Annotated in this window: 22 protein-coding genes and 1 riboswitch; of the genes, 16 read left to right on the top strand and 6 right to left on the bottom strand. The window is 50.5% G+C overall.

From position 1 onward, the window contains the following. The first annotated feature begins 156 nt into the window (after positions 1-156). The 3 genes from ytxC to sda all read left to right on the top strand — a co-directional run bounded on the left by ytxC (position 157) and on the right by sda (position 3,875). A complete protein-coding gene (gene ytxC / locus NR121_RS01835; RefSeq protein WP_174350096.1) occupies positions 157-1,086 on the top strand; it encodes a putative sporulation protein YtxC in 930 nt (309 codons plus the stop codon). A gap of 333 nt (positions 1,087-1,419) precedes the next feature. Continuing rightward, positions 1,420-3,357 (top strand): threonine--tRNA ligase, encoded by a 1,938-nt coding sequence (gene thrS, locus NR121_RS01840; RefSeq protein ID WP_256830306.1) that lies wholly within the window; start codon positions 1,420-1,422, stop codon positions 3,355-3,357. 362 nt (positions 3,358-3,719) lie between these two features. Continuing rightward, a complete protein-coding gene (gene sda / locus NR121_RS01845; protein ID WP_054819381.1) occupies positions 3,720-3,875 on the top strand; it encodes a sporulation histidine kinase inhibitor Sda in 156 nt (51 codons plus the stop codon). Positions 3,876-3,989: 114 nt separating this feature from the next. On the opposite strand, the gene NR121_RS01850 is transcribed toward sda, so the two are convergent. Then, positions 3,990-4,976, bottom strand: a complete 987-nt coding sequence (locus tag NR121_RS01850) for an NAD(P)/FAD-dependent oxidoreductase (RefSeq protein WP_062409406.1) — start codon at positions 4,974-4,976, stop codon at positions 3,990-3,992. A gap of 405 nt (positions 4,977-5,381) precedes the next feature. Between NR121_RS01850 and NR121_RS01855 the strand changes: the two genes are divergently transcribed. Both NR121_RS01855 and NR121_RS01860 read left to right on the top strand, forming a co-directional pair. Continuing rightward, positions 5,382-6,572, top strand: coding sequence for an NAD(P)/FAD-dependent oxidoreductase (locus NR121_RS01855; protein ID WP_174350097.1), 1,191 nt, complete (start codon positions 5,382-5,384; stop codon positions 6,570-6,572). A gap of 3 nt (positions 6,573-6,575) precedes the next feature. Then, complete coding sequence (locus NR121_RS01860; RefSeq protein WP_054819382.1) at positions 6,576-6,851, top strand: hypothetical protein; 276 nt, start codon at positions 6,576-6,578, stop codon at positions 6,849-6,851. Positions 6,852-6,936: 85 nt separating this feature from the next. On the opposite strand, the gene hemQ is transcribed toward NR121_RS01860, so the two are convergent. Beyond that, positions 6,937-7,683, bottom strand: coding sequence for a hydrogen peroxide-dependent heme synthase (hemQ, locus tag NR121_RS01865; protein ID WP_054819383.1), 747 nt, complete (start codon positions 7,681-7,683; stop codon positions 6,937-6,939). Between the two features lie 229 nt (positions 7,684-7,912). On the opposite strand from hemQ, the gene NR121_RS01870 reads away from it, so the two are divergent. The 3 genes from NR121_RS01870 to dnaI all read left to right on the top strand — a co-directional run bounded on the left by NR121_RS01870 (position 7,913) and on the right by dnaI (position 11,076). Continuing rightward, positions 7,913-8,197, top strand: coding sequence for a YuiB family protein (locus tag NR121_RS01870; RefSeq protein WP_054819389.1), 285 nt, complete (start codon positions 7,913-7,915; stop codon positions 8,195-8,197). A gap of 373 nt (positions 8,198-8,570) precedes the next feature. After that, positions 8,571-10,076: a replication initiation and membrane attachment family protein gene (locus NR121_RS01875; RefSeq protein WP_256830308.1), complete on the top strand. Its 1,506-nt coding sequence runs from the start codon at positions 8,571-8,573 to the stop codon at positions 10,074-10,076. Positions 10,077-10,122: 46 nt separating this feature from the next. Next, positions 10,123-11,076 carry a primosomal protein DnaI gene (gene dnaI / locus NR121_RS01880; RefSeq protein WP_256830309.1) on the top strand — a complete coding sequence of 318 codons (954 nt, stop codon included), beginning with the start codon at positions 10,123-10,125 and terminating at the stop codon, positions 11,074-11,076. A gap of 98 nt (positions 11,077-11,174) precedes the next feature. Here dnaI and NR121_RS01885 read toward each other — a convergent pair whose 3' ends face one another. Further along, on the bottom strand, positions 11,175-11,321 hold the full coding sequence (locus tag NR121_RS01885) for a YqzM family protein (RefSeq protein WP_137670599.1): 147 nt from the start codon (positions 11,319-11,321) through the stop codon (positions 11,175-11,177). Positions 11,322-11,504: 183 nt separating this feature from the next. Between NR121_RS01885 and trxA the strand changes: the two genes are divergently transcribed. Together trxA and uvrC are read left to right on the top strand one after the other, a co-directional pair. Continuing rightward, the gene (gene trxA / locus NR121_RS01890; RefSeq protein WP_054819385.1) at positions 11,505-11,822 is read left to right on the top strand and encodes a thioredoxin; all 318 of its coding nucleotides are present in this window, start codon (positions 11,505-11,507) and stop codon (positions 11,820-11,822) included. A gap of 88 nt (positions 11,823-11,910) precedes the next feature. Next, complete coding sequence (gene uvrC / locus NR121_RS01895) at positions 11,911-13,902, top strand: excinuclease ABC subunit UvrC (protein WP_256830311.1); 1,992 nt, start codon at positions 11,911-11,913, stop codon at positions 13,900-13,902. Here uvrC and NR121_RS01900 read toward each other — a convergent pair. Next, the gene (locus NR121_RS01900; RefSeq protein WP_256830313.1) at positions 13,814-15,496 is read right to left on the bottom strand and encodes a CPBP family intramembrane glutamic endopeptidase; all 1,683 of its coding nucleotides are present in this window, start codon (positions 15,494-15,496) and stop codon (positions 13,814-13,816) included. The two genes, uvrC and NR121_RS01900, sit on opposite strands and share 89 nt — an antisense overlap. Before the next feature lie 228 nt (positions 15,497-15,724). Further along, positions 15,725-15,863, top strand: a riboswitch (cyclic di-AMP (ydaO/yuaA leader). 64 nt (positions 15,864-15,927) lie between these two features. Here NR121_RS01900 and NR121_RS01905 point away from each other — a divergent pair. The 3 genes from NR121_RS01905 (at position 15,928) to NR121_RS01915 (ending at position 19,361) form a co-directional block, all read left to right on the top strand. Continuing rightward, positions 15,928-17,280, top strand: a complete 1,353-nt coding sequence (locus tag NR121_RS01905; RefSeq protein WP_062409400.1) for a TrkH family potassium uptake protein — start codon at positions 15,928-15,930, stop codon at positions 17,278-17,280. A 13-nt stretch (positions 17,281-17,293) separates the two neighbouring features. Continuing rightward, positions 17,294-17,956, top strand: a complete 663-nt coding sequence (locus NR121_RS01910; RefSeq protein ID WP_054819390.1) for a potassium channel family protein — start codon at positions 17,294-17,296, stop codon at positions 17,954-17,956. Positions 17,957-18,029: 73 nt separating this feature from the next. After that, positions 18,030-19,361 carry a TrkH family potassium uptake protein gene (locus NR121_RS01915; RefSeq protein WP_054819391.1) on the top strand — a complete coding sequence of 444 codons (1,332 nt, stop codon included), beginning with the start codon at positions 18,030-18,032 and terminating at the stop codon, positions 19,359-19,361. A gap of 36 nt (positions 19,362-19,397) precedes the next feature. Here NR121_RS01915 and NR121_RS01920 read toward each other — a convergent pair whose 3' ends face one another. Then, a complete protein-coding gene (locus NR121_RS01920) occupies positions 19,398-20,306 on the bottom strand; it encodes a LysR family transcriptional regulator (protein ID WP_054819386.1) in 909 nt (302 codons plus the stop codon). A 267-nt stretch (positions 20,307-20,573) separates the two neighbouring features. Here NR121_RS01920 and NR121_RS01925 point away from each other — a divergent pair, with 267 nt between their 5' ends. From NR121_RS01925 to sdhB, 3 genes are read left to right on the top strand one after another with little or no spacing between them, the layout of a single operon-like run. Then, entirely contained in the window at positions 20,574-21,230 is a 657-nt protein-coding gene (locus NR121_RS01925; protein ID WP_062409398.1) for a succinate dehydrogenase cytochrome b558 subunit, read from the top strand. A gap of 15 nt (positions 21,231-21,245) precedes the next feature. Next, entirely contained in the window at positions 21,246-23,006 is a 1,761-nt protein-coding gene (gene sdhA / locus NR121_RS01930; protein WP_062409397.1) for a succinate dehydrogenase flavoprotein subunit, read from the top strand. 2 nt (positions 23,007-23,008) lie between these two features. After that, positions 23,009-23,776 (top strand): succinate dehydrogenase iron-sulfur subunit, encoded by a 768-nt coding sequence (sdhB, locus tag NR121_RS01935; protein WP_062409396.1) that lies wholly within the window; start codon positions 23,009-23,011, stop codon positions 23,774-23,776. A 244-nt stretch (positions 23,777-24,020) separates the two neighbouring features. On the opposite strand, the gene NR121_RS01940 is transcribed toward sdhB, so the two are convergent. Then, the gene (locus NR121_RS01940; protein ID WP_054819606.1) at positions 24,021-24,977 is read right to left on the bottom strand and encodes a cation diffusion facilitator family transporter; all 957 of its coding nucleotides are present in this window, start codon (positions 24,975-24,977) and stop codon (positions 24,021-24,023) included. Positions 24,978-25,026 lie beyond the last annotated feature (49 nt).

Genomic DNA, 25,026 nt, shown 5'->3' on the forward strand with positions numbered 1-25,026 from the left:
GGCGCCATGTTTTTTATGTATCGGCTTGAGAAATACACCATAATTGTGTGTAAATCTCATTTATTCCTATACTTAGGCCGGCGGATATTTGTATATATGCGAATGTCCTACCATATACTTAAAAAAGAAAGTAAGGCCTCAAAGGAGTGAGTGGGGATGAAGCTGTTTACAGTGACCTTGACCAAACGTACGGATGAGCAAGCAGATCGGCTGTATCGACTGCTTCAATCCTCCTGCGGGATCCTACATCATAAGGAGCACATCCATATCGCCCTGGACCGGCGGAAAGGCTTGTATCGAATAGAAGTCAGCGGAGTGCCGCCCGGATTTCGGTTGAAGGAAGACGGCATTCGAGTTTATAAAGCAGCGGCGGATGTCCTTGCGGATTATGTACTGGAGGAAGAGGAGCGGGAACTGCTGCTCAAGATCATTAAACAGGACTTTAACTATAAGCAGGATGACGAAGTGGAAGGCATCCTGGCCTTTTGCAGGCAGGTGCTGTACGGTGAAGGCGAATGGGGCGAAGGAGCCGGTCAAACGGAGGCTTATTTAAGAAGAAAACAAAAAATTATATCGGAGTTTTACGAATATCTCGAGGTGTATACGGAGTTCGACCTGAACGGATTTTTGCGGTTTCGGCTTCATGCCTACAAGGATGAGCTGCGGGATGTGGTGGAATACGCGATCGACGAATTTGTGATGGACCGGCAGTATCAGGAATTCATCTCCCTGCTGCAGTATTTTGTCTATATCCAGGAGGCGAAAATACCTTTCGTGCATCTGATTCATAAGGGGGGCAGTGATTTTTTGCTGCTTAACGAACAGATGGAAAGCATGGAAACCCCGGAAATGGATGCGGTCGTTACTGTAGAGATGCTTGAGAAGGAAATCAATTTTGAAGATATGATCATCAGTACTTTAATTACCGTTTCTCCCCAGCAAATCTATATTCACACCCGGGAACCGGAGCTGCAGGTGATCAAAACGATCAAGCAAATTTTTGAAAACCGGGTGGAATTGTGCGGGTACTGCAGGTTGTGTCATAATCTTGACCGGGGAGCGGCAGCTGAATATAATAAAGGTTAAGGCTATGATCAAAGACATGAACGATTGAAGTGCTGCCCAGAGAGAGGGGACTTGGCTGAAATCCCCTTCAGTGAACGACAATGGTTTACCCCTTTGTAGCCGTGATGTGGAACGACGACCGTATCGGCGGAGCGACCGTCAGCAGGCGTTCAGTATATGTCACCGGATCATTCACGTTATCGAATGTTTTGAGGATTCGCAAGCATGGCGTCCTGTCAGGAATCGGCTTTCGAATCGAATTAGGGTGGAACCACGAGCCAAGCGCACTCGTCCCTTACGGGATGAAGCGCTTTTTTATTTTGAAAAGGGACTTAGAATCGGAGGTACAGGAGTATGGCAGTAAAAGTAAGTTTTCCGGATGGCGCAGTAAGGGAGTTTGAACAGGGGACCACGGTAGAGGACGTTGCGGGCTCGATCAGCCCGGGCTTGAAAAAGAACGCTGTGGTGGGCAAAATCAATGGCAAGCTGGTGGATTTGAATACGCCGATCGAAGCGGATGCCGCGCTTCAAATCGTGACTCTGGACAGCGAGGAAGGACTGGAAGTATACCGTCACAGTACGGCGCACTTGATGGCGCAGGCGATCAAACGCCTGTACGGCGAGAAGAACGTCAAGCTCGGGATCGGCCCGGTCATCGAGGACGGCTTCTACTATGATATCGATATGGAGACCTCGCTGACGCCGGAGGATCTTGGGAAGATCGAAAAGGAAATGGAGCGGATCACTCAGGAGAATTTGCCGATTCGCCGCCGCGAAGTGAGCCGGGAAGAAGCGGTTCGCATCTTCACCGAGCTGGAGGATCCTTTGAAGCTCGAACTGATCCGTGATCTGCCGGAGGACTCCGTGATTACGATTTACGATCAGGGCGAGTTCTTCGATCTATGCCGCGGCCCTCATCTTCCTTCCACCGGACGGATCAAAGCGTTCAAGCTGCTGAGCGTAGCGGGCGCTTACTGGAGAGGCGACTCCAAAAACAAAATGCTGCAGCGCATTTACGGTACGGCTTTCCCGAAAAAAGCGGAGCTGGACGAGCATCTGCATCTGCTGGAGGAAGCCAAAAAACGCGATCACCGCAAGCTGGGCAAAGAGCTGAAAATGTTCACTTTCTCCAGCGAGGTCGGACAAGGACTGCCTCTGTGGCTTCCGCACGGGGCAAAATTGCGCCGCACGATGGAGCGCTACATCGTCGATTTGGAGGAACGGTTGGGGTATCAGCACGTCTACACACCAGTGCTCGCTAACGTCGAGCTTTACAAAACGAGCGGCCATTGGGAGCACTACAGTGAGGACATGTTCCCCAAGATGACGATGGATAACGAAGAACTGGTGCTGCGTCCCATGAACTGTCCGCACCATATGATGGTGTACAAAAGCGACATGCGCAGCTATCGCGATCTGCCTGTACGGATCGCCGAGCTGGGTACGATGCACCGTTATGAAATGTCCGGAGCGCTGACCGGTCTTCATCGTGTCCGGGCGATGACACTGAACGATGCACATATTTTCTGCCGTCCGGATCAGATTAAAGAGGAGTTTGCCCGTGTTGTGAACCTGATTCGTCAGGTATATGAGGATTTTGGGATTAAGGAATACCGGTTCCGCTTGTCTTACCGCGATCCTAAGGATACGGAGAAGTATTTCCAAAACGACGAGATGTGGGAGATGTCGCAGCGCATGCTGCGTGAGGTTGTGGAGGAGCTGGGCCTTCCGTTCTTTGAAGCAGAGGGCGAAGCGGCCTTCTACGGTCCGAAGCTTGACGTTCAGATCAAAACCGCTCTTAAGAAGGAAGAGACGCTGTCTACTGCCCAGCTCGATTTCCTGCTGCCGGAGCGTTTCCAGCTGGAGTACGTCGGCGCCGATGGCCAGAAGCACCGTCCGGTTGTTATTCACCGCGGCATTATTTCGACGATGGAGCGCATGACGGCCTTCCTGCTTGAGAATTTTGCAGGCGCATTGCCGACCTGGCTGTGTCCGGTGCAGGCGAAAGTCCTTCCGGTATCCGGCAATTTCGAGGCTTATGCCAAGGAAGTGGAAGAGAAGCTGAAGCTCGCAGGTATTCGTGTGGAGGCTGATTTGCGGAACGAGAAGCTCGGCTACAAAATCCGTGAAGCGCAATTGGAAAAAATCCCCTACATGCTTGTAGTGGGCGAGAACGAGGTCCAATCGGGCAGCGTGTCGGTACGCAAGCGGGGACAAGGCGATTTGGGCGCTCAAAGCCTGGAGAGCGTCATTGCGATGATTGAAGAAGACATCCGTTCAAAGCAAGTATAAACAACTCTCCGTTCTTCTAACGCTTATTGAACTGGAAAATCTGCACTTGTAAATAGCGGGACCGTCAGGCGGACAAGCCTGGCGGTTTTTTGCGAAAAAGGGCAGTCTTGACATGAAAGGAAAAATTTATTAAATCAGATTGTTTATATGTTTTCCAATTATTCTTTTTTATCGACAAGATCGAATAAGCGGCTGTGTATAACTTTGTCCACATTACCCACCGCATAAATAACAGTTATTAGAAGGTTATTAACAAGATACACACAGGTTGTTCACATGATTTTGTGGATAACAGAACGCTTGTTCTAATGTTAACCGCATGCTAATATGATGGTAGATTACAGAATAAGGTGATAGTTATTATGAAACTTATCAGTGATGAGATGTTGGTCGAGTCCTATTTCAAAGCTATTGAGTTGCAGTTAGAGGATGAATTTGTTGCGTTGTTGTTGGATGAAATTAGACACAGGCAAATCAACCTAGATTACTACAGAGCGGGTGAAGCCCAGGTCAGCTGACCGGGCTTTTTTTTCTTTTTCAGACGGGCTGCAATGGAGTATAAACAGAAAATACCCAAAATAAAAACGGACCGTGGAGTCCGTTTTTTGTAGAGCCTAAATGTAAACCGGTGCTTAGAGCTTCATGTTCGAGCTGTGACCCGGGGAAAGCTTGGCCGAAGGATCGATATATACTTTGGCGTTGTTGATCGCCGTTGGCGCTTCGCCGAAACCGACGGCGATCAATTTCAGCTTGCCAGGGTAAGTGGTGATGTCGCCGGCAGCGAAAATGCCGGGAATGTTCGTTTCCATCCGGGAATCGACGACGATCGAGCCGTTGTCGATCTCAAGTCCCCATTCCGCGATCGGACCGAGAGTGGAGACGAAACCATAATTAATAATAACAGCATCCACATCTACAACGGTTTCTTCACCTGTTTTGATGTGCTTGAGCGTGACTTTTTCGATCTGGCTGTTTCCGTGCAGGGCGGTGATTTCCGTTGGAGTAACCACTTCGACCTTGGACTTCATCAGGTTTTCTACACTGTGCTCATGGGCGCGGAATTTATCGCGGCGGTGAACCAAGGTCACCTTCTCGGCGATAGGCTCCAGCATCAGCGCCCAGTCTACAGCGGAATCTCCGCCGCCGCTAATGAGCACCTTTTGTCCTTTAAACCGGTTAAGATCGCTTACGAAATAATGCAGGTTTTTCTTTTCGTATTGTGCCGCTTCCGGAAGTTCCAGTCTTCTCGGTTCAAACGCGCCGACGCCCCCGGTAATGATGACCGCTTTGGAATGATGGGTTCCTTTGTCCGTAGTCACTTCGAACAGCCGCTCGTCTTTTTTCTCCACCTTCAGCACTTTTTCTTCCAGGCATACTTCGATCGGAAAATGCTTCATTTGGGTATACAGATTGTTAACCAGCTCTTGTGCCGTCACTTTGGGAAATCCGGCCACATCATAAATATATTTCTCCGGATAGAGCGCGGCCAATTGTCCTCCAAGCTGCGGCATACTTTCAATCAATTTTACGGAAGCCTGCCGCATTCCTCCATAAAAAGCGGCGAACATACCTGCAGGGCCACCGCCGACAATAATCACGTCGCTGATTTGGTTACTCATGAAAAAATAACACCTCCGAAGTTCAATCCTTTTTATTATAAACGTACGTCCAGTAGTATGAAAATAAAAAATCCCCTTTTCAATGAGTGATTTAATTGATTAGCCCGATAAAGTTTTTGTATAGCTTTCGACATTTTTTGCGTGTTTTACTGGCGTATGCCCCATTATTCTGCTGATTTTCCTACTATTTTATCCAAAATAGGGCTTGCTATTTAAGTCATAAAATTATATTATTTTTGTGAATTGGTTAAAACTGTTGTACCATGTATGCTTTAAACGTTCATACTTTCATTTCCCGACGGAAAAAGTAAAGATGGAAGCTATTTTTGGTATAACTTGTGTATTTTTTCACAAGCGCTATGATAGACATATACAACGCAAATGCGGGATGGAAGGGATAAAGCCATGAGTCGAATTCCGAGAATAGTCATTTTAGGCGCAGGGTATGGAGGCATTGTAACAGCTATTCGCTTACAAAAAGAGTTGAATTATAATGAGGCGGATGTCACATTGGTAAACAAGCATGATTACCATTACATCACAACGCATCTGCACATGCCGGCCGCAGGGACGGACAATCCTGAGAATGCAAGAGTGAATATTTTGAAGCTCATCGACGAGTTTAAAATTGACTTTGTGAAATCCACGGTCGTTCAGATTCGTCCGCAGGAGAAGAAGGTCATTCTTGAAGAAGGAACGCTCTCGTACGACTATTTGGTCATCGGTCTAGGCGGCGAACCGGAAACGTTCGGGATTCCGGGTTTGAAGGAATATGCAATGAACATTCGCTCGATCAACAGCGTGCGCCTCATTCGCGAGCATATCGAATACCAGTTCGCCAAGTTCAAGCGTGAACCTTCCCGTACCGATTACTTGACTTTTGTCGTCGGCGGAGCAGGGTTTACGGGGATCGAATTTGTCGGCGAGCTGGCTGACCGCATACCTCAGCTGTGCAAGGAATTCGACGTGGATCCTTCCCTTGTTAAAATTTATAACGTTGAAGCGGCGCCGACCGCACTGCCGGGCTTTGATCCGGAGCTGGTCGAGTACGCGATGGAAGTTCTGCAGAAAAAAGGTGTGACGTTCAAAATCGCTACAGCGATCAAAGAGTGCACGCCGGAAGGCGTCGTGCTGGCAACGGGCGAGGAAATCAAGTCCTCCACGGTCATTTGGACCGGCGGTATCCGCGGTAATCACCTGCTGGATGAAGCTGGTTTCGAAACGATGCGCGGCCGCATTAAAGTGGATGAGACGCTGCGTGCGCCAGGCTATGACCATGTGTACGTCCTGGGCGATTGCTCCATTGTAATGAATCCGGAAGGCCGTCCGTATCCGCCAACGGCGCAAATTTCGATGCAACAGGCCGAAGTGTGCGCAAGCAATCTGGTTGCTCAAATCCGCGGCTCCGAGCTGAAGAAATTTGAATACAAACCTAAAGGTACAGTGGCGTCCCTCGGCCGCGGCGAAGCGATCGGGATTGTCGGTTCAAAGAAAATTAAAGGCGGAATCGCCGCCATCATGAAGAAAATCATCGATTTGCGTTACCTGTACATCATCGGCGGAATTCCGCTGGTCATTAGGAAAGGAAAGTTTTAAATCGTGAGACACTGCAGCGTTCAAGTTCGGGGACTTCTGACGCGGGATGAGCTTGACCGGTACAATGCGCTGATGGACGTCGGCCATTATTTGGAATCGCAAGAGCGCTACGATCTGGTTCATACGGTACAGAAGGAAATCGATATTTTGATTCTTCCCGCCATCGAGCGGCTGAAAGAGAAGTCGCGGCAGCGCGACCGGGATACGGAAGAATACCTTCGCCGTAAAGAGCTTGAAAAAGAACTGGCGCGTTTGACAGCGGACGATGATGAAGATTGACCAATATAACCTTATCGCAGCCCGGTATGAGTTAGGAACCGTGCGCGATAAGGTTTTTTGTCGGCTGTATTCAGGAATGCCGGGCCTATAGCTTCAGCATCGCTTCCATTTTGTCTTTATCCAGCAGATTTCCGACATAAAATTCGCCGAACTCGCCGAAGCGTGCGCTCGTTTCGTCAAAACGCATTTCATAGACGATCTTCTTGAATTGAAGCGCGTCATCCGCAAACAGGGTAACTCCCCATTCCCAATCGTCCAAACCGATGGAGCCGCAGATAATTTGCTTGATTTTGCCTGCATAATTACGGCCGATCATGCCATGGTTCCGCATAAAGTTGCGGCGCTCTTCGGTAGACAGCATGTACCAGTTGTCATTGCCTTCACGGCGCTTGTTCATCGGGTAGAAGCAGATATGTTTTGCTTTTGGAAGGATCGGTTTCAAACGGGCGAGAATTTCGGGATCCTGCATCGGGTCCGATCCGGGTTTGGCCATGTAGCCGCCAAGTTCTACAATTGAAACATAGGAATAGGTCGGTATTGTAACTTGAGCGAATAACGTTTTGTTAAACGCGGTTTCAAGCTCGTTCAGCTCTTCGAGCGTTTCGCGCAGGTGCATGAACACAAAATCGGCTTTTTGTCCGACGATGGAGTAAAAAGCGGTGCTTCCCTGCTTTTGGTCTTCCGTATTCTGGTACTGGCGCAGCAAGGTGTACAGCTCATCCTCTGCGCGGGCTCTCTCCTGGTCCGTCAGGCTCTTCCAGGCATTCCAGTCGATGGCGCGGAAATCGTGCAGGCAGTACCAGCCTTCCAATGTAGAAACGGCTTCACTCATGATATACAACTCCTTTATATTGGAACATTTATGATATAATTTTGAGGTTGCTTGTTTCATTGTAACGAAATCGGTAATAAAGGGCAAATGACAGACCGTGACAAAACAGCGAACGATTTGTGTCCAAATTCTCTGTTCAGTCACCGTTCACTTTACCGGGCACTCCTGTTTATTATAAAATAGAATGGAAAAGCCTGCGTTGTGTGCGAAAAGAAAGGGGTTGTCCGGATTGCTTCAATTAATTATCGTTACGATGCTGTTGTTCGTGCTTTTCTTCGGACTCGGTTTTATACTAAACATGCTGATGAAAACGACATGGTTTCCCATTTACGGATATATCGTACTGGTCATCGGGTTGGTCATTTATTGGGAATGGGGTACCGGTTCGCTTGGCGCAAACCTTGCAGAGTACTCGATTGTCGATTATATACCTGCGATCGGCGGATTAGCCGGCGCCATCGTCAGCGGCTCCACGATCAAATCTCTTCGGCAAAAAGGCTACAAAATGTTTTAAACTCCTTGATGTTTCTGATATTTTGTCGCTTTGATTTTCCTGCTTATCCCCCCTCAAGGCCCTGCCATTTTGGCGGGGCTTACGTTTTTTAAGGTGGTTTGGTGTGAAGCGGAGAGCCGTGTAACTGCCGGAGAGTTTACGTGCCGCCTTTGAAATCGGGTTCTAACCGCTACGTAAGTTAATAATTAAGAAGAACCTGATTTCAAGAGCGGCCGGAGGCAGTTAACACGAGCTCGCAGCGGAACGCCGGCAGCCACCCTGGCACTTCAGCCACGCCAACCAGAGCAGAGCCTTCTTTTTCATCTACACATGTTGTCGATTCCTGTGGTAAAATGGAGAGTAAGACTCGCAACACGGATGGAGCTTTGAACGAATGCGAATAACGAATTTGCTGCATTTTTCCGAATACCACCGTTTCTATGTCGTACGGGATTTCGCGCTGAGCAGCCTGGATTACAAGATGCTGACCGCCGTCTACCAGCCTATGGTCGGGGCGTATGCCCTGAGCATATACCACACGCTGTTTCAGCAGCTGCCGGCCGACAAAACAGGCTGCTCCGAGGTGGAGCAGCAGCGCAAGCTGTTCTTGGCGCTGGAACTGGAGGCGGGAGAGCGGGGCAGAAAGCTCTTTATTGAACAGACCTCGCGTCTCGAGGCGGTAGGGCTTCTGAAGACCTCCCGCCGGTTTGCGGCGGCTTCGGAGGACTATGTATATGAATATACGCTGTATGCGCCCCATACGCCGGCGGAATTTTTCCGCAACCAGCATTTGACGCTGCTGCTGCGGGATAAGGTTGGCAAGTATGCGGTCTTTGCGCTTCGGGACGAGCTGGTGCGGCCGGAGCCTGACGAACTGAAGAATGCCAATACGGAGAATTTATCCGTGCCCTTCTACGAGCTGTTCCGGCTCAACACACAGGTGGTCGATTATGAGCTGGAGCAGGCTTTCTTCGAATCCGCCGCGTCTGAACCTGCGGAAGGGAAGCCGGAAGTCACGTACAAGGGCTATCAATATGCCGACATCATCATGCATTTCCCGCGCGAATCCATAAACCGGGAGTACGTGGAGAGGCTCAAATACGAAACAGAGCAAATGGCAACCATTAATTTTGTGGCCAAAAAGTATAATTTACACCTGACGGACGTCTGCCGCTTACTGGATGAGGATGGCGTGTTTGATGAAGAGGGCCGGGTGGTGCTGGAACTGCTTCAGCATAAGGCGAATCAGATCTTCCGGGCGGATAAGAAACGAAGCGACGACCGTACCCGTTTGCTGGCCAAATTGACCGACAGGCAGGGTGAATTGAACCGCGGCGGCGAAGGCCCGGAATCGGGGGACAACATCGTCGAAATGGAATATTATCTGGACGTGCCCGATATTTTTCAAGGCGAATGCAACCAGCATCAGTATAATTACATTTTGCGTAATGAGCCCTATACGTTCCTGCTGGAGAAAATTTTTTCGAAGGGTTCGGTACCGGACGGTTTGCTCGATACGCTGGCAAAGGTCGATTTGAATTACGGCTTGCGTGAAGAAGTCATCAATGTGCTCATTCATTATATCTATGTAAATAAACGATCCTGGTCAAGGGCATCCATTGAATTCAGCGTGACGGATATGCTGGGGAAACAGGTGAACTCGTTCGAACAAGCGGTGCAATACATACGCGAGCAGATGAAATATACGGACAAGAAAGCGTCTCGCGATGCGCAAAGCCCAAGAGGCAAGGGCGCTGCAGCGGCAAGGGGAAGCCGGGCAGGAGGGCGCCAGAAGCCGGTCATCCCGATCGTCAAGGATGCGCCTAACGTCAAACGGTTAACGGAAGCTGAACGGGAGACGCTCCGCAGAAAAGCTCAGCAGCTGGACGGACAGCGGTAGGCTTTAGTCCGGTCAATGAATCGGAAACCATGGGGAGGTGAAGCCGGTGGAATCGTTAGGAGAGTTGCTGCGCGGCATGCAGGGACGACAGTTGTTAAAACAGGCGGATGAAAAGTTACAGCAGGTGGCAAAGGACCCGCTCATCGTGAAGCTGAGACAAAAATATCCGGAGCTTGATCTTCAGACGATGAAGCTGAATTTAAATAAGCTGCACCAATATGTGACGGAATATAACAACTGTTCCAATTGTCCGGGCCTGGACCGCTGTCCGAACGATTTTGAAGGTCATTACTCGATACTGACGGTGGAGGCGACGGAAGATCGGATCCGCATCCACGATCAGAAGGTGGCCTGCAAAAAGTTTATCGCAAGGTCAACGCAAGAGGCGGTACGCAGCCGCATTCGCAGCTTCTATGTAGATGAGCGGGCGCTGTCGGAAGGTTATTCGTCATTGGAGATTTTGGGCAAGGACCCCGATCGTGAAGAAGCTGTCGGGCAGGTGATGGATTATATTTTCCAGGTGCGGGAAAACGGGCTGCAACCGAAGGGGCTTTACCTGGCAGGGGCGTTCGGAACAGGAAAAACCTTCTTAATGTGTTACCTGCTTTATGAGCTGGCCAAAGACGGATATACGGGAGCCATTGTGTACATGCCGGATTTTGCCGAGGATTTGAAGTCGATGTTCCAGGAACCGCTGAAGCTGAAGGAAACGATTGATGTGCTCAAGGAAACGGATCTGCTGGTATTTGACGACATCGGCGCGGAGAACCTGAATCCGTGGCTGCGCGACCATGTGATGGGAGCGATTCTCAATTACCGGATGAACCGCAAGCCGACGTTCTTTACCTCTAATCTGGATTTAACCTCGTTGGAGAAGCATTTCAGCTTCACCAGTAAGGATGGAGACGAGGAGTACAAAGGGCAGAGAATCATGGATCGCATCCGGCATTTTGTCGACGTGGTCATGGTGAATGGAACGAATAAACGGGGCTTGCAATAAGCGGCCGCTTATAAAAAAGGTAAAAAAGCCCTTCTCGCGTCATGCAGACGTCGAGAAGGGCTTTTGGCTTTGGGAAAACTAACTTGTCTAATGAGAAATTACTTCACCAAAACGGAGACAACGGTAGCCACTACCGCGATTCCGATAAGAACGATAAAGAATACGCCAAAGCCCATGGCCGTATCCATCAAATCGTCGCGTCCTTCTTCGTATACGTGCAGCTCCGGATGTTTCGGATCGTTCATGTCCCTTTCCTCCTTCGGCAATTAGCCGGGGTGCATATATAAAGACAGTATACCCAACTTTCGAAGGAATTGTAAAGAACGTGAAAGTGACAATTATGCAAACTTTAGCGCGGTTGAAAAAGGGCCGTGATGTGGTATACTTTACATGTTGGCATACCAAACCGAAAGGAGAATATATAAAATATGGCAATCGTAAATGTTACTGACCAATCCTTTACTAATGAAGTAGAAGGATCCGGTACGGTTCTAGTAGACTTCTGGGCTCCTTGGTGCGGTCCTTGCAAAATGATCGCTCCTGTACTTGAGGAGCTGGATAAAGAAATCGGCGACAGTGTAAAAATCGCCAAGGTGAACGTGGATGACAATCCGGAGTCCGCTTCCCGTTTTGGCGTTATGAGTATTCCTACGCTGATTGTGTTCAAGGACGGACAGCCGGTGGACAAGGTTGTCGGCTTCCAATCCAAGGATGCCCTGAAAAACGTACTGAGCCGCTATCAATAAATTGGCAGCAGGCGAGTAAGGTGACGAAAAAGCTCTTTTTCTGCTATGCTGGAAAAAGAGCTTTTTGTTATGGAAAGGAGGAGCGCAGATGACCGAGCACGAAGGGGGAGCCCATCACCTACAGGAACGGAAGAAGACGCTGGAAGCCATCAAAAACAAGCTGTCGCTCGTACCGGAGCAGCCCGGCTGTTATTTGATGAAAAACCGGGAGGGCACCGTCATCTATGTCGGCAAAGCGAAAGTGCTGCGCAACCGGCTGCGATCCTATTTTACCGGCAGTCATACCGTGAAGACGCAGTTGATGGTCAATGAGGTCGTCGACTTCGAATACATTGTTACGGCCAGCAATGTGGAGGCGCTCATTCTTGAGGCTAACCTGATTAAAACGTATTTTCCGCGATATAACGTTCTGCTTAAGGACGACAAATCGTTTCCATATATTAAAATTACGAATGAAAAGCATCCGCGGCTTGAGGTGACCCGCCGGGTGCTGAAGGATAAAGCCAAATATTTCGGACCCTACCCGAACGCCTTTGCGGCACAGGAGACGAAGAAGCTGCTGGACCGGTTGTACCCGCTGCGCAAATGCAAGACGCTTCCGGACCGGGTATGCTTGTATTACCATCTTGGCCAATGTATCGCCCCCTGCGAATATGAGGTGGAGCAGGATACGTATGACAAGATGGTCCAAGAGATCAGCCGTTTCTTAAACGGCGGACATCATGCCATCAAGGCGGAGCTGACTCGTAAAATGAACGAAGCGGCAGAGGAGCTGAACTTCGAGCGGGCAAAGGAACTCCGTGATCATATTCTGCAAATCGATGCCGTGATGGAAAAGCAGAAAATTACGACAACGGATACCGTGGACCGGGACATATTCGGCTTTGCCGTAGACAAAGGCTGGATGTGTGTGCAAATCCTGTACATGCGCCAAGGCAAGCTGATCGAACGCCACGCCTCTCTCTTTCCATATTATGGCGAGGCGGATGAAGACTTCCTCACTTTCGTGACGCAGTACTACAGCGAGAATCCGGCGCTGCCGAAGGAAGTCTTCCTGCCGGCGTGGGGAGCGGGGCAGAAGCAGGAAGAAGCAGGCGATCCTGTCGGGAAAGCGGAGCATAAGGCCGGCTTCTCCGATGCTGAATCGGAAGAACATGAAGTGGCGGCCAAAGTCGAAATCAAGGAGGCGCTTGAAAGCTGGCTGAAGGTAAAGGTGCATATTCCGCGCCGGGGCCTGAAGAAGAATATGGTGGATATGGCTTGCGAGAATGCCCGGGTTGCGCTTGAAGAAAAATTCCGTTTGATTGAACGGGATGAGGAGCGTACGGTCAAGGCGGTGGAGAACCTAGGCCGCTATTTGGGCACGGGCGTCGTACGGCGCATCGAGGCGTTCGATAACTCCAACATTCAAGGCTCGGACCCCGTATCGGCGATGGTTGTATTTACGGACGGCAAGCCGGACCGTAAGGAATACCGCAAGTACAAAATACGCACGGTAAAGGGACCGGACGACTATGAAACGATGCGCGAGGTAGTAAGGCGCCGCTATGAACGGGTGCTGAAGGAAGGTCTGCCGCTGCCGGATCTCGTTGTCATTGACGGCGGAAAGGGGCATATCGCTGCTGCGGTGGACGTGCTTGAGAACGAGCTCGGACTCTTTATACCCGTTTGCGGTTTGGTAAAAGACGCCAAGCACAAAACCGCGCAGCTGCTTATGGGCGATCCGGCCGAGGTTGTGCCCCTGCCGCGCGACAGCCAGGAATTTTATTTGCTTCAGCGCATCCAGGACGAAGTGCACCGGTTCGCGATCACCTTCCACAGGGAAACGAGGGCCAAGTCGATGGTCGTCTCCCAGCTGGATGCCGTACCCGGCGTTGGGGAGAAACGGCGGAAAGCGCTGCTGAGGCATTTCGGTTCCCTGAAAAAAATAAAAGAGGCCAAGCCTGAAGACTTTAAGCCTCTTGGTATCGGTCCAAAGCTGGCGGAGCAAATCATAACGGCGTTAAACGGCCGGAGCCAGGGTGCGGATTCGGATCCGGCGAAGGATTCGGCGGGGGAAACGACGGGGGCCGTCGATTGAATCCGGCGTGCAGCAGAGACAGCACCCGGCCGATAGCCAATGGCGCCGCCAAATAAGCCGCGCCGATAGCGACCTGTTCGGGCTCTCCGACGAACATGATCGAGAGCCCCATCAGGATGCTGTTCATGGACGCATGGGTGAACAGAGCGGTAAGCAAGCCATATTTCAAGAATACATAACCGAATATCAATCCGATGACCGTCACCTCGACCAATCGGGTGTACACCGGGTAAATAGGGTATTGGGTATGGCTCATCGCCCAGATGACGCTCGGCAGCAGTACGGCCAGGAAACGGCTGCGTGTCAGCTTCAGCATGAGGGCGATGCCCAACAGCCGGTACACCGCCTCTTCGGAGATGGAGGCCACCCAGGCCATCAACGGAAATATACCGGGATAGGTCATGTTGTATACGGAGTCGGCCGGGTCGCTGACCGTCCATACGCCGAACACTTCGGTACCGATAAAAAACATGGTTTGCTGCAGGCCCAAAATGAACAAGCAAATGAAATAACCTCGTACCGCCGCTTTCCATACCTCGCCTCCGAATACAGAGTCCCGCCAAACCGGCCAGGGATTCCATCCGCGGTCGAGCCAGAGCCGCCGCCCCGCACTCAAGGCCAAATACGTCGAAAGGGCCATCAGTCCGACAACAATATTGGTGAACCATAAGTAAAACAGGGCTACTGGCCAGGAAGGTCCGCTTCCGTGCATCGTTCGGAACGCAGGGATCATATTAAAATTGTTGACGATATAAATCGCCACGAAGAAAAACGTGAGCAGCGCACCGCGCGCATAGCGGATGTCACGCCGCCGCCGCACAACAAGGATCAGCGCCGCGAGTGTCATCACAAGCGAGATTCCGATACTGATCCGCGTCATTAAAGCGGAACGGCGATCCTGCGCTTCCTGCCAGGCCATGAACGCATCCGGAACCGGAAATACCGGCTCAAACGCAGTGACCCGGCTGCCGGACACTTTCAGGTGAAGCTCCAGCGGGGCTTCGCCTATTCGCTCCGTCTTGCTGCGGAAGATGAGACTTCCGTTCCCGGCCCGCCCGGATTCGCCCGTCAATGCAAATTCCGCGGGGTCATAGCCCATCTCCCGAATGGCGGTATTCGCCGTCTTCAGGAGGCCGGCATCCGGAGAGCTTACGGATTCGCTTCTGGCGGTTGCGGTCCGGCTCATCGAGAATCCGAATATGGCCAAGGTTTTATAATTCACCGCCACATAGTACGTTGCGCCCTTTTCGATGTCGTTAATCTCCACCTCAAAATATTCGAGGGGAAATCGTCCTTCATATTTTTTCTTGTATTGATCGTACAGCTGCTCCTTTAGCAAATAGCCGTTTCTTACCGGGTAAGATTGGTACAAGGTATGGGCTTGTGCGCCTGGTCCTATCGCAAAGCGGTTGCGGACAAAGCTCATCGCAGCATTCGCCGCTTGCTGCTTTGTAACGACGGGAAGGTCTTCGGCATCGTCTTTAGGGAGGCGAGTCTTGTCCAAATAGGCGGAGGCAAACGTAACGCCCAGGTACAGCATCAGGCCAAGGACGGCCAGAAGCAGCAGTGGAGGTTCGAATCGTCGTTTCGGCATGAAATGCTCCTTAGCAGATATGGGATAATAACAGTCTATTCTTTTAAGGTAGCATACATTCCATAAGCAAATCCAATGATAACAAGAGCTACGCGAGGCAATATTCAGCAAAGCGAAGCGCCACACCTATAAAAACGCTTACATATGTCGTAATTTTGCGAAATCCGGTGCATTCAGGTGAAACAAGGCTTTGTACTTCAATGAAAAGAGGATTATAATTCATATCAATTGAATAGCGAGCCGAATTTCTAAAGGAAAACGGGGGAACCATGAGTTTAGGGGTGAATTCAGCGGATACAATCCGCTGATAGGGTGCCTGTACATCCGAATCCGACAGCTAACCTCGTAGGCTTGAATTACAGGAACCTTAAATTGACATTGGGTTTCCAGTGTCTTTTTTGTTGCCTGAAACGTCAAATAGGGGTGCATTCATGAAAACCATTGCCAGGAAAGTCGAGCTCACGCCTCCGCAAATTTTGGTCATCGGTTTTGCTGTTATGATCTTGATCGGCTCCATGCTGTTGTCGCTTCCCGCGGCCTCGGCCAGCGGTGTACCGATGCGTTTCCTGGATGCTTTATTCACGGCGACATCGGCAGCCTGTGTAACCGGACTTGTCGTTGTGGATACGGGCACTTATTTTACCCTGTTCGGCCAGATGGTTATCATGCTATTGATCCAGGTCGGCGGGCTCGGGTTTATGACCATGGCTACCTTATTCGCATTTGCCCTGAAAAAGCGCATCTCACTTAAAGAAAAGCTTATTTTGCAAGAAGCACTGAATCAGAACAGTCTTGAAGGCATTGTGCGGTTAATCCGTAAGGTGATGATTTATTCGCTCACGATTGAGTTTACGGCTGCCGTTATTTTCGCTGTTCGATGGTCGGTTGATTTGGGTCCCGGCAAAGCGGCTTATTATGGTATTTTTCATGCCGTCTCCTTCTTCAACAATGCCGGTTTCGATATTTTCGGGCCGGTAACGGGAAAATTCAGCAGCTTGACGGCTTATGCAGCTGATCCGGTGATCAACGCGGTTTCGATGGGACTCATCATTTTGGGTGGAATCGGTTTCGTCGTTCTGTCGGACCTCATGGATTATAGAAGGAACCAAAAGCTGACGCTTCATACCAAAGTGGTGCTAAGCGCTACCGGTTTTTTGATCGGAATCGGGGCGTTGATTATATTTATCTTCGAATTTACGAATTCCAGAACGCTTGGACCGCTCGACTGGTCCGGCAAAATACTCGCCTCACTGTTTCAATCCGTTACACCGCGGACAGCTGGAGCCAATACGCTTGATATTGCCGGGCTTAGGCAGGCGACGCAGTTTTTTATCATCATTCTGATGTTCATCGGTGCTTCTCCCGGCTCTACAGGCGGAGGGATCAAAACGACGACCTTTACCACGCTGGTCGGCGCGATGATCGCGATGGTCCGCGGGAAGGAAGACATTGTACTCTTCCGTCACCGGTTAGGCAAAGAAAGGATTCTGAAGGCCGTTACGATTACGATGGTCGCTTTGGCGCTGGTCGTCACGATCACGATGATTCTTTCTACAACGGAGGATCATGCGTTCCTGATGATTTTGTTTGAAGTGACATCGGCCTTTGGCACGGTTGGCTTGTCGATGGGGTTAACACCGGATTTGTCGGATCTCGGCAAGATCCTTATCGCGTTTACTATGTTTACCGGACGTCTGGGTCCGCTGACATTGGCTTATGCACTGGGTCCGAAGGCGGAGAAGGAATTGTACAGATATCCGGAAGGCAAAATTACGATTGGTTAGGGGAAACGAATGGATGAAAAACACTCAATACGCAGTCATTGGATTAGGACGATTCGGTTCAAGTCTTGCCGAGGAGCTTCTGAAACTGGGCTATGAGGTGCTTGGCATCGATGTGGACGAAGAAGCGGTGGAGGAGATGAGCGACAAGCTGACGCACGTGGTGGTAGCGGACTCGACGGAAGAAGAGGTGATCCGATCGCTGGGCATCCGGAATTTCGATTGCGTGGTGGTGGCGATCGGCAACGATATTCAAGCGAACATTCTTACTGCGATTCTATTAAAGGACATTGGGGTCAAAACGGTCGTAGCCAAAGCGCTGTCCGAGCTTCACGGCAAAGTGCTGAACAAAATCGGGGTTGACCGGGTCATTTATCCCGAACGGGATATGGGGATACGCGTAGCGCATCAACTCGTTTCTCCCAATTTGCTTGATTATATTGAACTGTCCAATGACTACACCATTGCGGAGCTGGCCGTACCCAAAAGGCTTGCCGGGCGGACGCTGAAGGAGCTTGATCCCAGGGCGCGTTACGGATGCAGTGTCGTGGCGATCAATAGAAAGAACGGTGTCATCATTGCGCCTACAGCGGAAGATACTTTCGAAGAGCGCGACGTTATGGTCGTGATTGGAACAAACGAACAGATCGAAACATTCGAGAATGAAGTCATCCGCTAGCAGGCGGACGGAGCAGATTTGATGCTCCCGGGAGACGGAAAGGACGTGCCAAGGCTTGAAACCTGGATTGATTATGAGGCTGTCACCGCCGCAAATTTTGGTATATGGCTTCACTTTGATTATTATGATTGGCGCAGTCTTGCTTTCACTGCCGATTGCAACGGTCAGCGGGGAGTCCATGCCCTTCCTGGACGCTTTATTTACAGCTACTTCAGCGACATGCGTAACGGGACTCGTGCTGGTGGATACAGGCACGTATTTTTCCGCGTTCGGGCAGCTTGTCCTTATCCTGCTGATTCAGATTGGCGGACTCGGCTTCATGACGATGGCCGCTTTGATCGCTCTTGTGTTCAAGCGGAAGATTTCGCTCAAAGAACGTCTGGTGCTGCAGACGGCAATGAATCAGGGCAGCATGGAAGGGATCGTCCGGTTAATACGCAAGGTTCTTCTATATTCTCTAACGATTGAGTTTGCAGCGGCGGTGATTTTTTCGGTCCGTTGGTCGTTCGAGATGGAACCCGGCCAGGCGATTTATTACGGCATTTTCCATGCCATTTCATTCTTTAATAATGCAGGTTTCGATTTATTCGGCGCGATCCATAAGCCATTCGGCAGCATGTCTCATCTGGCTTACGATTGGATTGTCAATTTGGTGGCGATCATTCTGATCGTGCTTGGCGGAATCGGCTTTATTGTCATTGCGGATCTGCTGGAATATCATAAAACCCGAAAGCTCTCGCTTCACTCAAAAGTCGTACTGAGCACTACAGGGGCACTCACCGTTATCGGCTTTGTGATTCTGCTGATCTTTGAATTTACGAATCACAAAACGTTCGGAGCATTAAACGGTTCCGGTAAACTGCTGGCTTCGCTGCTGCATTCCGTGACCCCCCGTTCCGCAGGGGTTACCACGGTGGACGTCTCCCAGATGAGACAAGCTTCGCAATTTTTTCTCATTATTCTTATGTTTATCGGCGCTTCTCCAGGTTCGGCGGGCGGCGGAATCAAAACGACGACCTTCGCCATCCTGGTCGGGGCGCTGGTTGCGATGGTTCGGGGAAAGGAAGACATTGTCATGTTTCGCTACCGGCTCGGAAAGGACCGGATTCTCAAAGCGATCACACTGACCATGTTCGCGATCTTTATGGTCGTTTTCATAACGATGCTGCTCTCTACGACGGAGGATCACGCCTTTTTGGTTATCCTGTTCGAAGTGACCTCCGCTTTCGGCACCGTGGGATTAAGCATGGGCCTAACCCCCCAGCTCACCGAATTCGGTAAAGTCGTTATCGCTCTGACGATGTTCACCGGGCGGCTTGGACCGATGACTTTGGCCTACGCGCTTGGAAAGAAAACGGATAAGGAGCTGTACCGTTACCCTGAAGGTAAAATCACCATCGGCTGAGGCGCTTGGCTCAAGGGGCAAGTGAACCCCAAAAGGCTAAACGCCCACCGTCCTGGCCTGTTGATAATGACGCACCGCCTGATCAATGAAAAGACCGATGGAAGTCTGGAGAACGGCATCATCTGTATACAGCAGAGAGGTCGTTCTTTTGGTTTGCTTCAGCTCCGGTATATAACGTACGGTCAATTGGTTGTCTTCCATTAAATTACGGCGGAGATAGGATTCGGGAAGCAAGGTGCCCGCATTACAGGTGGAAACCAGACGCGTGATGGCTTCGAACGAATCGATTTCCATCTTGACGTCGGGATGGACGGCATAGCGTTGGAAGATCTCGTCCATCAGGACACGGTACCAGGTGCCTCGCGAGAACAGGATCATCGGCAGCCCGTGAAGATCGTGAATCTTGAGCTCCGTCTTGCCGGTATAAGAATGACCGTCCGGCAAAACAAGGCACAGGTGGTCGTCGAACAAGGGAACACAGGTGAGGGACGGATCATCGATTTTGGAAGCGACGAGTCCGATGTCCACTTTTCTGTCTTTAACCAGCGGCACGATTTCATGGGTTTTGCCGGTGATCGCTTTAATATCGGTGTTCGGGTATTCCCTCATATACATCGTAATCAGGTCCGGAAGCGTAGACTGCAGCGTAGTCAAGCTTGCTCCAATGATCATGCTGGCAGGCTGCACACCCGTTTTGAAGGTTTGCAGCGTTTCATGCAGCTTGCGTTCCAGCCGCTGCTGATCGAGAGCATATTCATAGGTAATCTCACCGGCCCGGGTCAGCTCAAGACGCTTGCCTATGCGCTTGAACAGCTGGACACCGAGCTCCTCCTCCAGCCGCATGATTTTGCGCGATAAGGCAGGCTGTGAAATATTCAGCAGTTGAGAGGCTTTATTCAAGCTTTGCTGCTCGACGACGGCAGCGAAAACATCAATGAGTTCCATAATAAGAACCGTCTCCTTTTTACATATGCAGTATTGTTATAACGATATATAAAAAATCCGCACTTCCATTATAAGCGATTCAAGAGTAGTATGGTATATGTCACTTCCCGTTCACATTTTTCGGCGTATTCTGCATAAAAGCATGTCGATTCATGGAAAATAGTTGTAGCGTTTTCTGTTGACGCTCTAAGTATGCGGGAGTACAATGAAAGATGGTTTTGACGAAATAGTGACAAGCCTTGACCTTAAGGGGGGAACGAATTACTAATGTTTAAGAACTCGTATTATTCTCGAAAGCTTCATTCATTGCTGGGTGTCATCCCGGTCGGTTTCTTCCTGATCGAGCACCTGCTGACGAACTACAAAGCGTTCAGCGGTGGACACACGGGCTTTATGGAGCAAGTGCATTGGCTGCATTCGCTGCCGCTGGTCCTGTTCCTGGAGATTTTCGGGATCTGGATTCCGCTGGCATACCATGCCATCTACGGTCTGTATGTAGCATATACAGCACGCAACAACGTGTCTAACTACGGGTATTTCCGCAACCAGATGTTTTTTCTGCAGCGTGTGACCGGCGTAATCACGTTTATTTTCGTGGCATGGCACTTTTTCCAAACTCGCTTTCAGATTGCTATCGGAACGGTTGACCAAGGTGAGATCGGCGTCCACATGCACGGTATTGTAGTCAATCCCGTCTACTTCGTGCTCTACGTGATCGGTGTGATTGCAGCCGTATTCCACTTCAGCAACGGAATGTGGTCTTTCCTTGTCAGCTGGGGTATTACCATAGGTCCGCGCGCACAGCGAGTATCTACTTATGTCTGGATGGGCGTTTTTGTTATCATGTCCATCATGTTTATCTTGTCGTTGACGGCATTTATGGACCCATCATTCCAGCAAGTGCCTCAAATGGCAAAAGGTTAAGGAGGGCGGACGATCATGGCGAATTCAAAAATCATTGTAGTCGGTGGAGGTCTGGCGGGCTTGATGGCCACCATCAAAGCGGCCGAGGCTGGAGTTCACGTAGACTTGTTCTCCCTTGTTCCTGTCAAGCGCTCCCACTCCGTATGCGCCCAGGGTGGTATCAACGGAGCGGTTAATACAAAAGGAGAAGGCGACTCTCCGTGGGAACATTTTGACGATACGGTATACGGAGGAGACTTCCTCGCGAACCAGCCGCCTGTTAAAGCGATGTGTGAAGCGGCGCCCGGCATCATCCATTTGATGGACCGGATGGGGGTGATGTTCAACCGTACACCTGAGGGTCTGCTCGATTTCCGGCGTTTCGGGGGAACAAAGCACCATCGTACGGCATTTGCTGGAGCGACAACGGGTCAACAGCTGCTGTATGCGCTGGATGAGCAAGTGCGCCGTTGGGAAACTGCCGGTCTGGTTCAGAAATACGAGCATTGGGAGTTCCTTGGTGCGGTGCTTGACGATGACGGCGTATGCCGCGGTATTGTCGGCCAGGACCTGCGCAGCATGGAAGTGAAAACATTCCGTTCAGATGCGGTTATTTTGGCGACAGGCGGCCCCGGGATCATCTTCGGTAAATCGACCAACTCCGTTATCAATACGGGTACGGCGGCGAGCGCGGTGTACCAGCAGGGCGTTTATTACGCTAACGGCGAATTCATCCAGATCCACCCGACAGCCATTCCGGGCGATGACAAGCTTCGTCTGATGTCCGAATCGGCACGCGGTGAAGGCGGACGGGTATGGACATATAAAGACGGCAAGCCTTGGTACTTCCTTGAGGAGAAATATCCTGCTTACGGCAACCTGGTGCCCCGTGATATCGCTACGCGGGAAATTTTCAGCGTGTGCGTGGACATGAAGCTGGGCATCAACGGCGAGAACATGGTTTATCTTGACCTATCGCACAAGGATCCGAAAGAGCTGGATGTCAAGCTTGGCGGGATCATCGAGATCTATGAGAAGTTTATGGGCGATGACCCGCGCAAAATTCCGATGAAAATTTTCCCGGCCGTTCACTATTCGATGGGCGGTATGTGGGTAGATTATAACCAAATGACAAACATTCCGGGCTTGTTCGCCGCAGGCGAATGCGAGTACCAGTACCACGGCGCGAACCGTTTGGGCGCGAACTCACTGCTGTCCGCTATCTACGGCGGTATGGTTGCCGGTCCGAAAGCGATCGAATATATCAAAGGCCTGGATAAGCATGCGGAAGATATTTCTTCCTCGGTATTCGACCGTTATACGAAGCTTCATACCGATAAATACGAAAGCATCCTGAAGATGGACGGCACCGAAAATGCTTACGTGATTGGGAAAGAGCTCGGCGAATGGATGACCAATAACATGACGGTGGTTCGCTACAACAAGCAGCTGCAGGAAACGATCGACAAGATCAACGAGCTGAAGCAGCGCTACCGCAACATCAACATCAACGACTCCGCCCGCTTCAACAACCCGGGTGTGGCTTATACCCGTCAGCTTTGGAACATGCTGGAACTGGCGCATGCCATGACACTCGGCGCTTTGCTGCGTGACGAGAGCCGCGGTGCACACTACAAGCCGGAATTCCCGGAGCGTAATGACGAGAAATTTTTGAAAACAACGAAGGCGAAATGGACGCCGGATGGTCCGCAAATCGAGTATGAGGACGTCGACGTATCACTCATTCCGCCCCGTAAACGTGACTATACGACCGACAAGAAGAAGGGAGGTCATTAATCATGGCCGAAGCAACCGCGACTGCAAGCAAAACGATCAAGTTTATCATAACCCGTCAAGATTCACCGGAAAGTGCGCCATACACGGAGGAGTTTGAAATTCCTTATCGCCCGAACATGAACGTGATCAGCGCTTTGATGGAGGTACAGCGTAATCCGGTGAATGCCAAAGGCGAAAAAACGACACCGGTCTGCTGGGAATCGAACTGTTTGGAGGAAGTGTGCGGAGCCTGCTCCATGGTTATCAACGGCAAACCGCGTCAGGCTTGTACAGCGCTGGTAGACAAGCTGGAACAGCCGATCCGCATTGCACCGATGACGACATTCCCGGTTGTTCGTGACCTGGTGATCAATCGCGAGCGTATGTTCTCCGCTTTGAAGAGAGTGAAAGCCTGGATTCCGATCGACGGCACATACGATTTGGGTCCCGGTCCGCGTATGGCCGAAGCCAAGCGTCAATGGGCTTATGAGCTGTCCAAATGCATGACTTGCGGTGTATGTCTGGAATCCTGTCCGAACGTGAACGACAAAACGGACTTTATCGGCCCGGCGGCCATCTCGCAGGTGCGTTTGTTTAACGCGCATCCGACTGGCGAGATGAATGCTCACGAGCGTCTGGAAGCACTCATGTCCGACGGCGGCATCGAAGGCTGCGGAAACTCGCAGAACTGCGTGCGCTCTTGTCCGAAAGGCATCCCGCTCACGACTTCGATCGCAGCGATCAACCTCGATACGACGAAGCATTTGTTCAAAAAATGGCTCAGCATGTAATTTTGTAAATGAAGTCCGGAATATATCCGGGCTAATGCATATCACCGCCTTTGTCGGCTTTGGCCGGCAGGGGCGGTTTTTATATCGTTTTGTAGTTTTGAATGACATTGACGGGGACTGATCTTCAAGAGAAGGGAGGCGTTCCAGGGCTCGTCATATACTGATTACGGGAGCGAAAGCGGATAAAGCATAAAACCCTCTTGCCATCGCATGGATGAAAGAGGGTTTTGCTTTATTTCCCGGATCAGGTTGGCAGCGCCGTCCCGCCGATCTCGTCCTTGTGCCGTAAAAATTCCTTGCCGTACTCTCCATGGGGATGAATGACCGCATGCTCCATTTGAATAGTGGAATGCTCAATGCCGTATTTCTCCTTCAGCGTCTCGTTAATGGCGAGAATGATGCAAAACGGTTGGGTCTTATTGTCAATAAACACATGCGCAGTCAGCGAATAATGGTCGGTGGAAATAGCCCACAAATGCATTTCGTGCACATCCTCCACACCTTCTACCTGAGCAATCGATTCCCGTATCTCATCCAGCTGAAAGCGGTCAGGCACCGACTCCATTAGAATATAGTAGGCTTCTTTCAGGATTTTGGCACCGCCTGTAAAGATGATGCCCCCGATCACCATACTGATCAGCGGATCGAACCATAGGAAGCCCGTAAAATAAATGAGGATCGCGGAAACGATAACCCCGACCGAGCTGAGCAAATCGCCGATAAAGTGCCATAATGCGCTTTGGATGTTTAAATTGTCTTCTTCCTTCACGCTGCGGCTTAATACGTAGGTCAGTATTATATTTACAACAAGTCCGATGGAGGCAATGGTCAGCATCAGCTTCAGGTTGATCTCTTCCGGATGGATAAAGCGCCGGATGCCTTCGATAAAGATCCAGACCGCGATGGCGCAAAGCGTAAGTCCGTTGATCGAAGAGGCGATAATCTCAAAGCGCAGGTACCCGAACGTAAACTTTGCATTCGGGGGCCGAGTAGCCAAATGAATCGCAAACATGCTGAGCCCGAGTGCGAATACGTCGGATATCATGTGAGCCGAATCGGAAAGCAGAGCAAGAGAATTGGAGAGCAGACCTCCGATAATTTCCACCAGGGTAAAAAATCCAGTCAAAAACAGCGTGATCCACAGGGTTCTCTTGGATCGGGACTGCTCCTTGACATGATGTAAATGATGATAGTCGTACATTCTTCTCACCTCGCCTTTCATGTACCCCTGTGCTCCGAATTATACGTCA

The sequence above is a fragment of the Paenibacillus sp. Pae15 genome, from assembly GCF_024519685.1.
Taxonomy (GTDB): Bacteria; Bacillota; Bacilli; order Paenibacillales; family NBRC-103111; genus Paenibacillus_G; species Paenibacillus_G naphthalenovorans.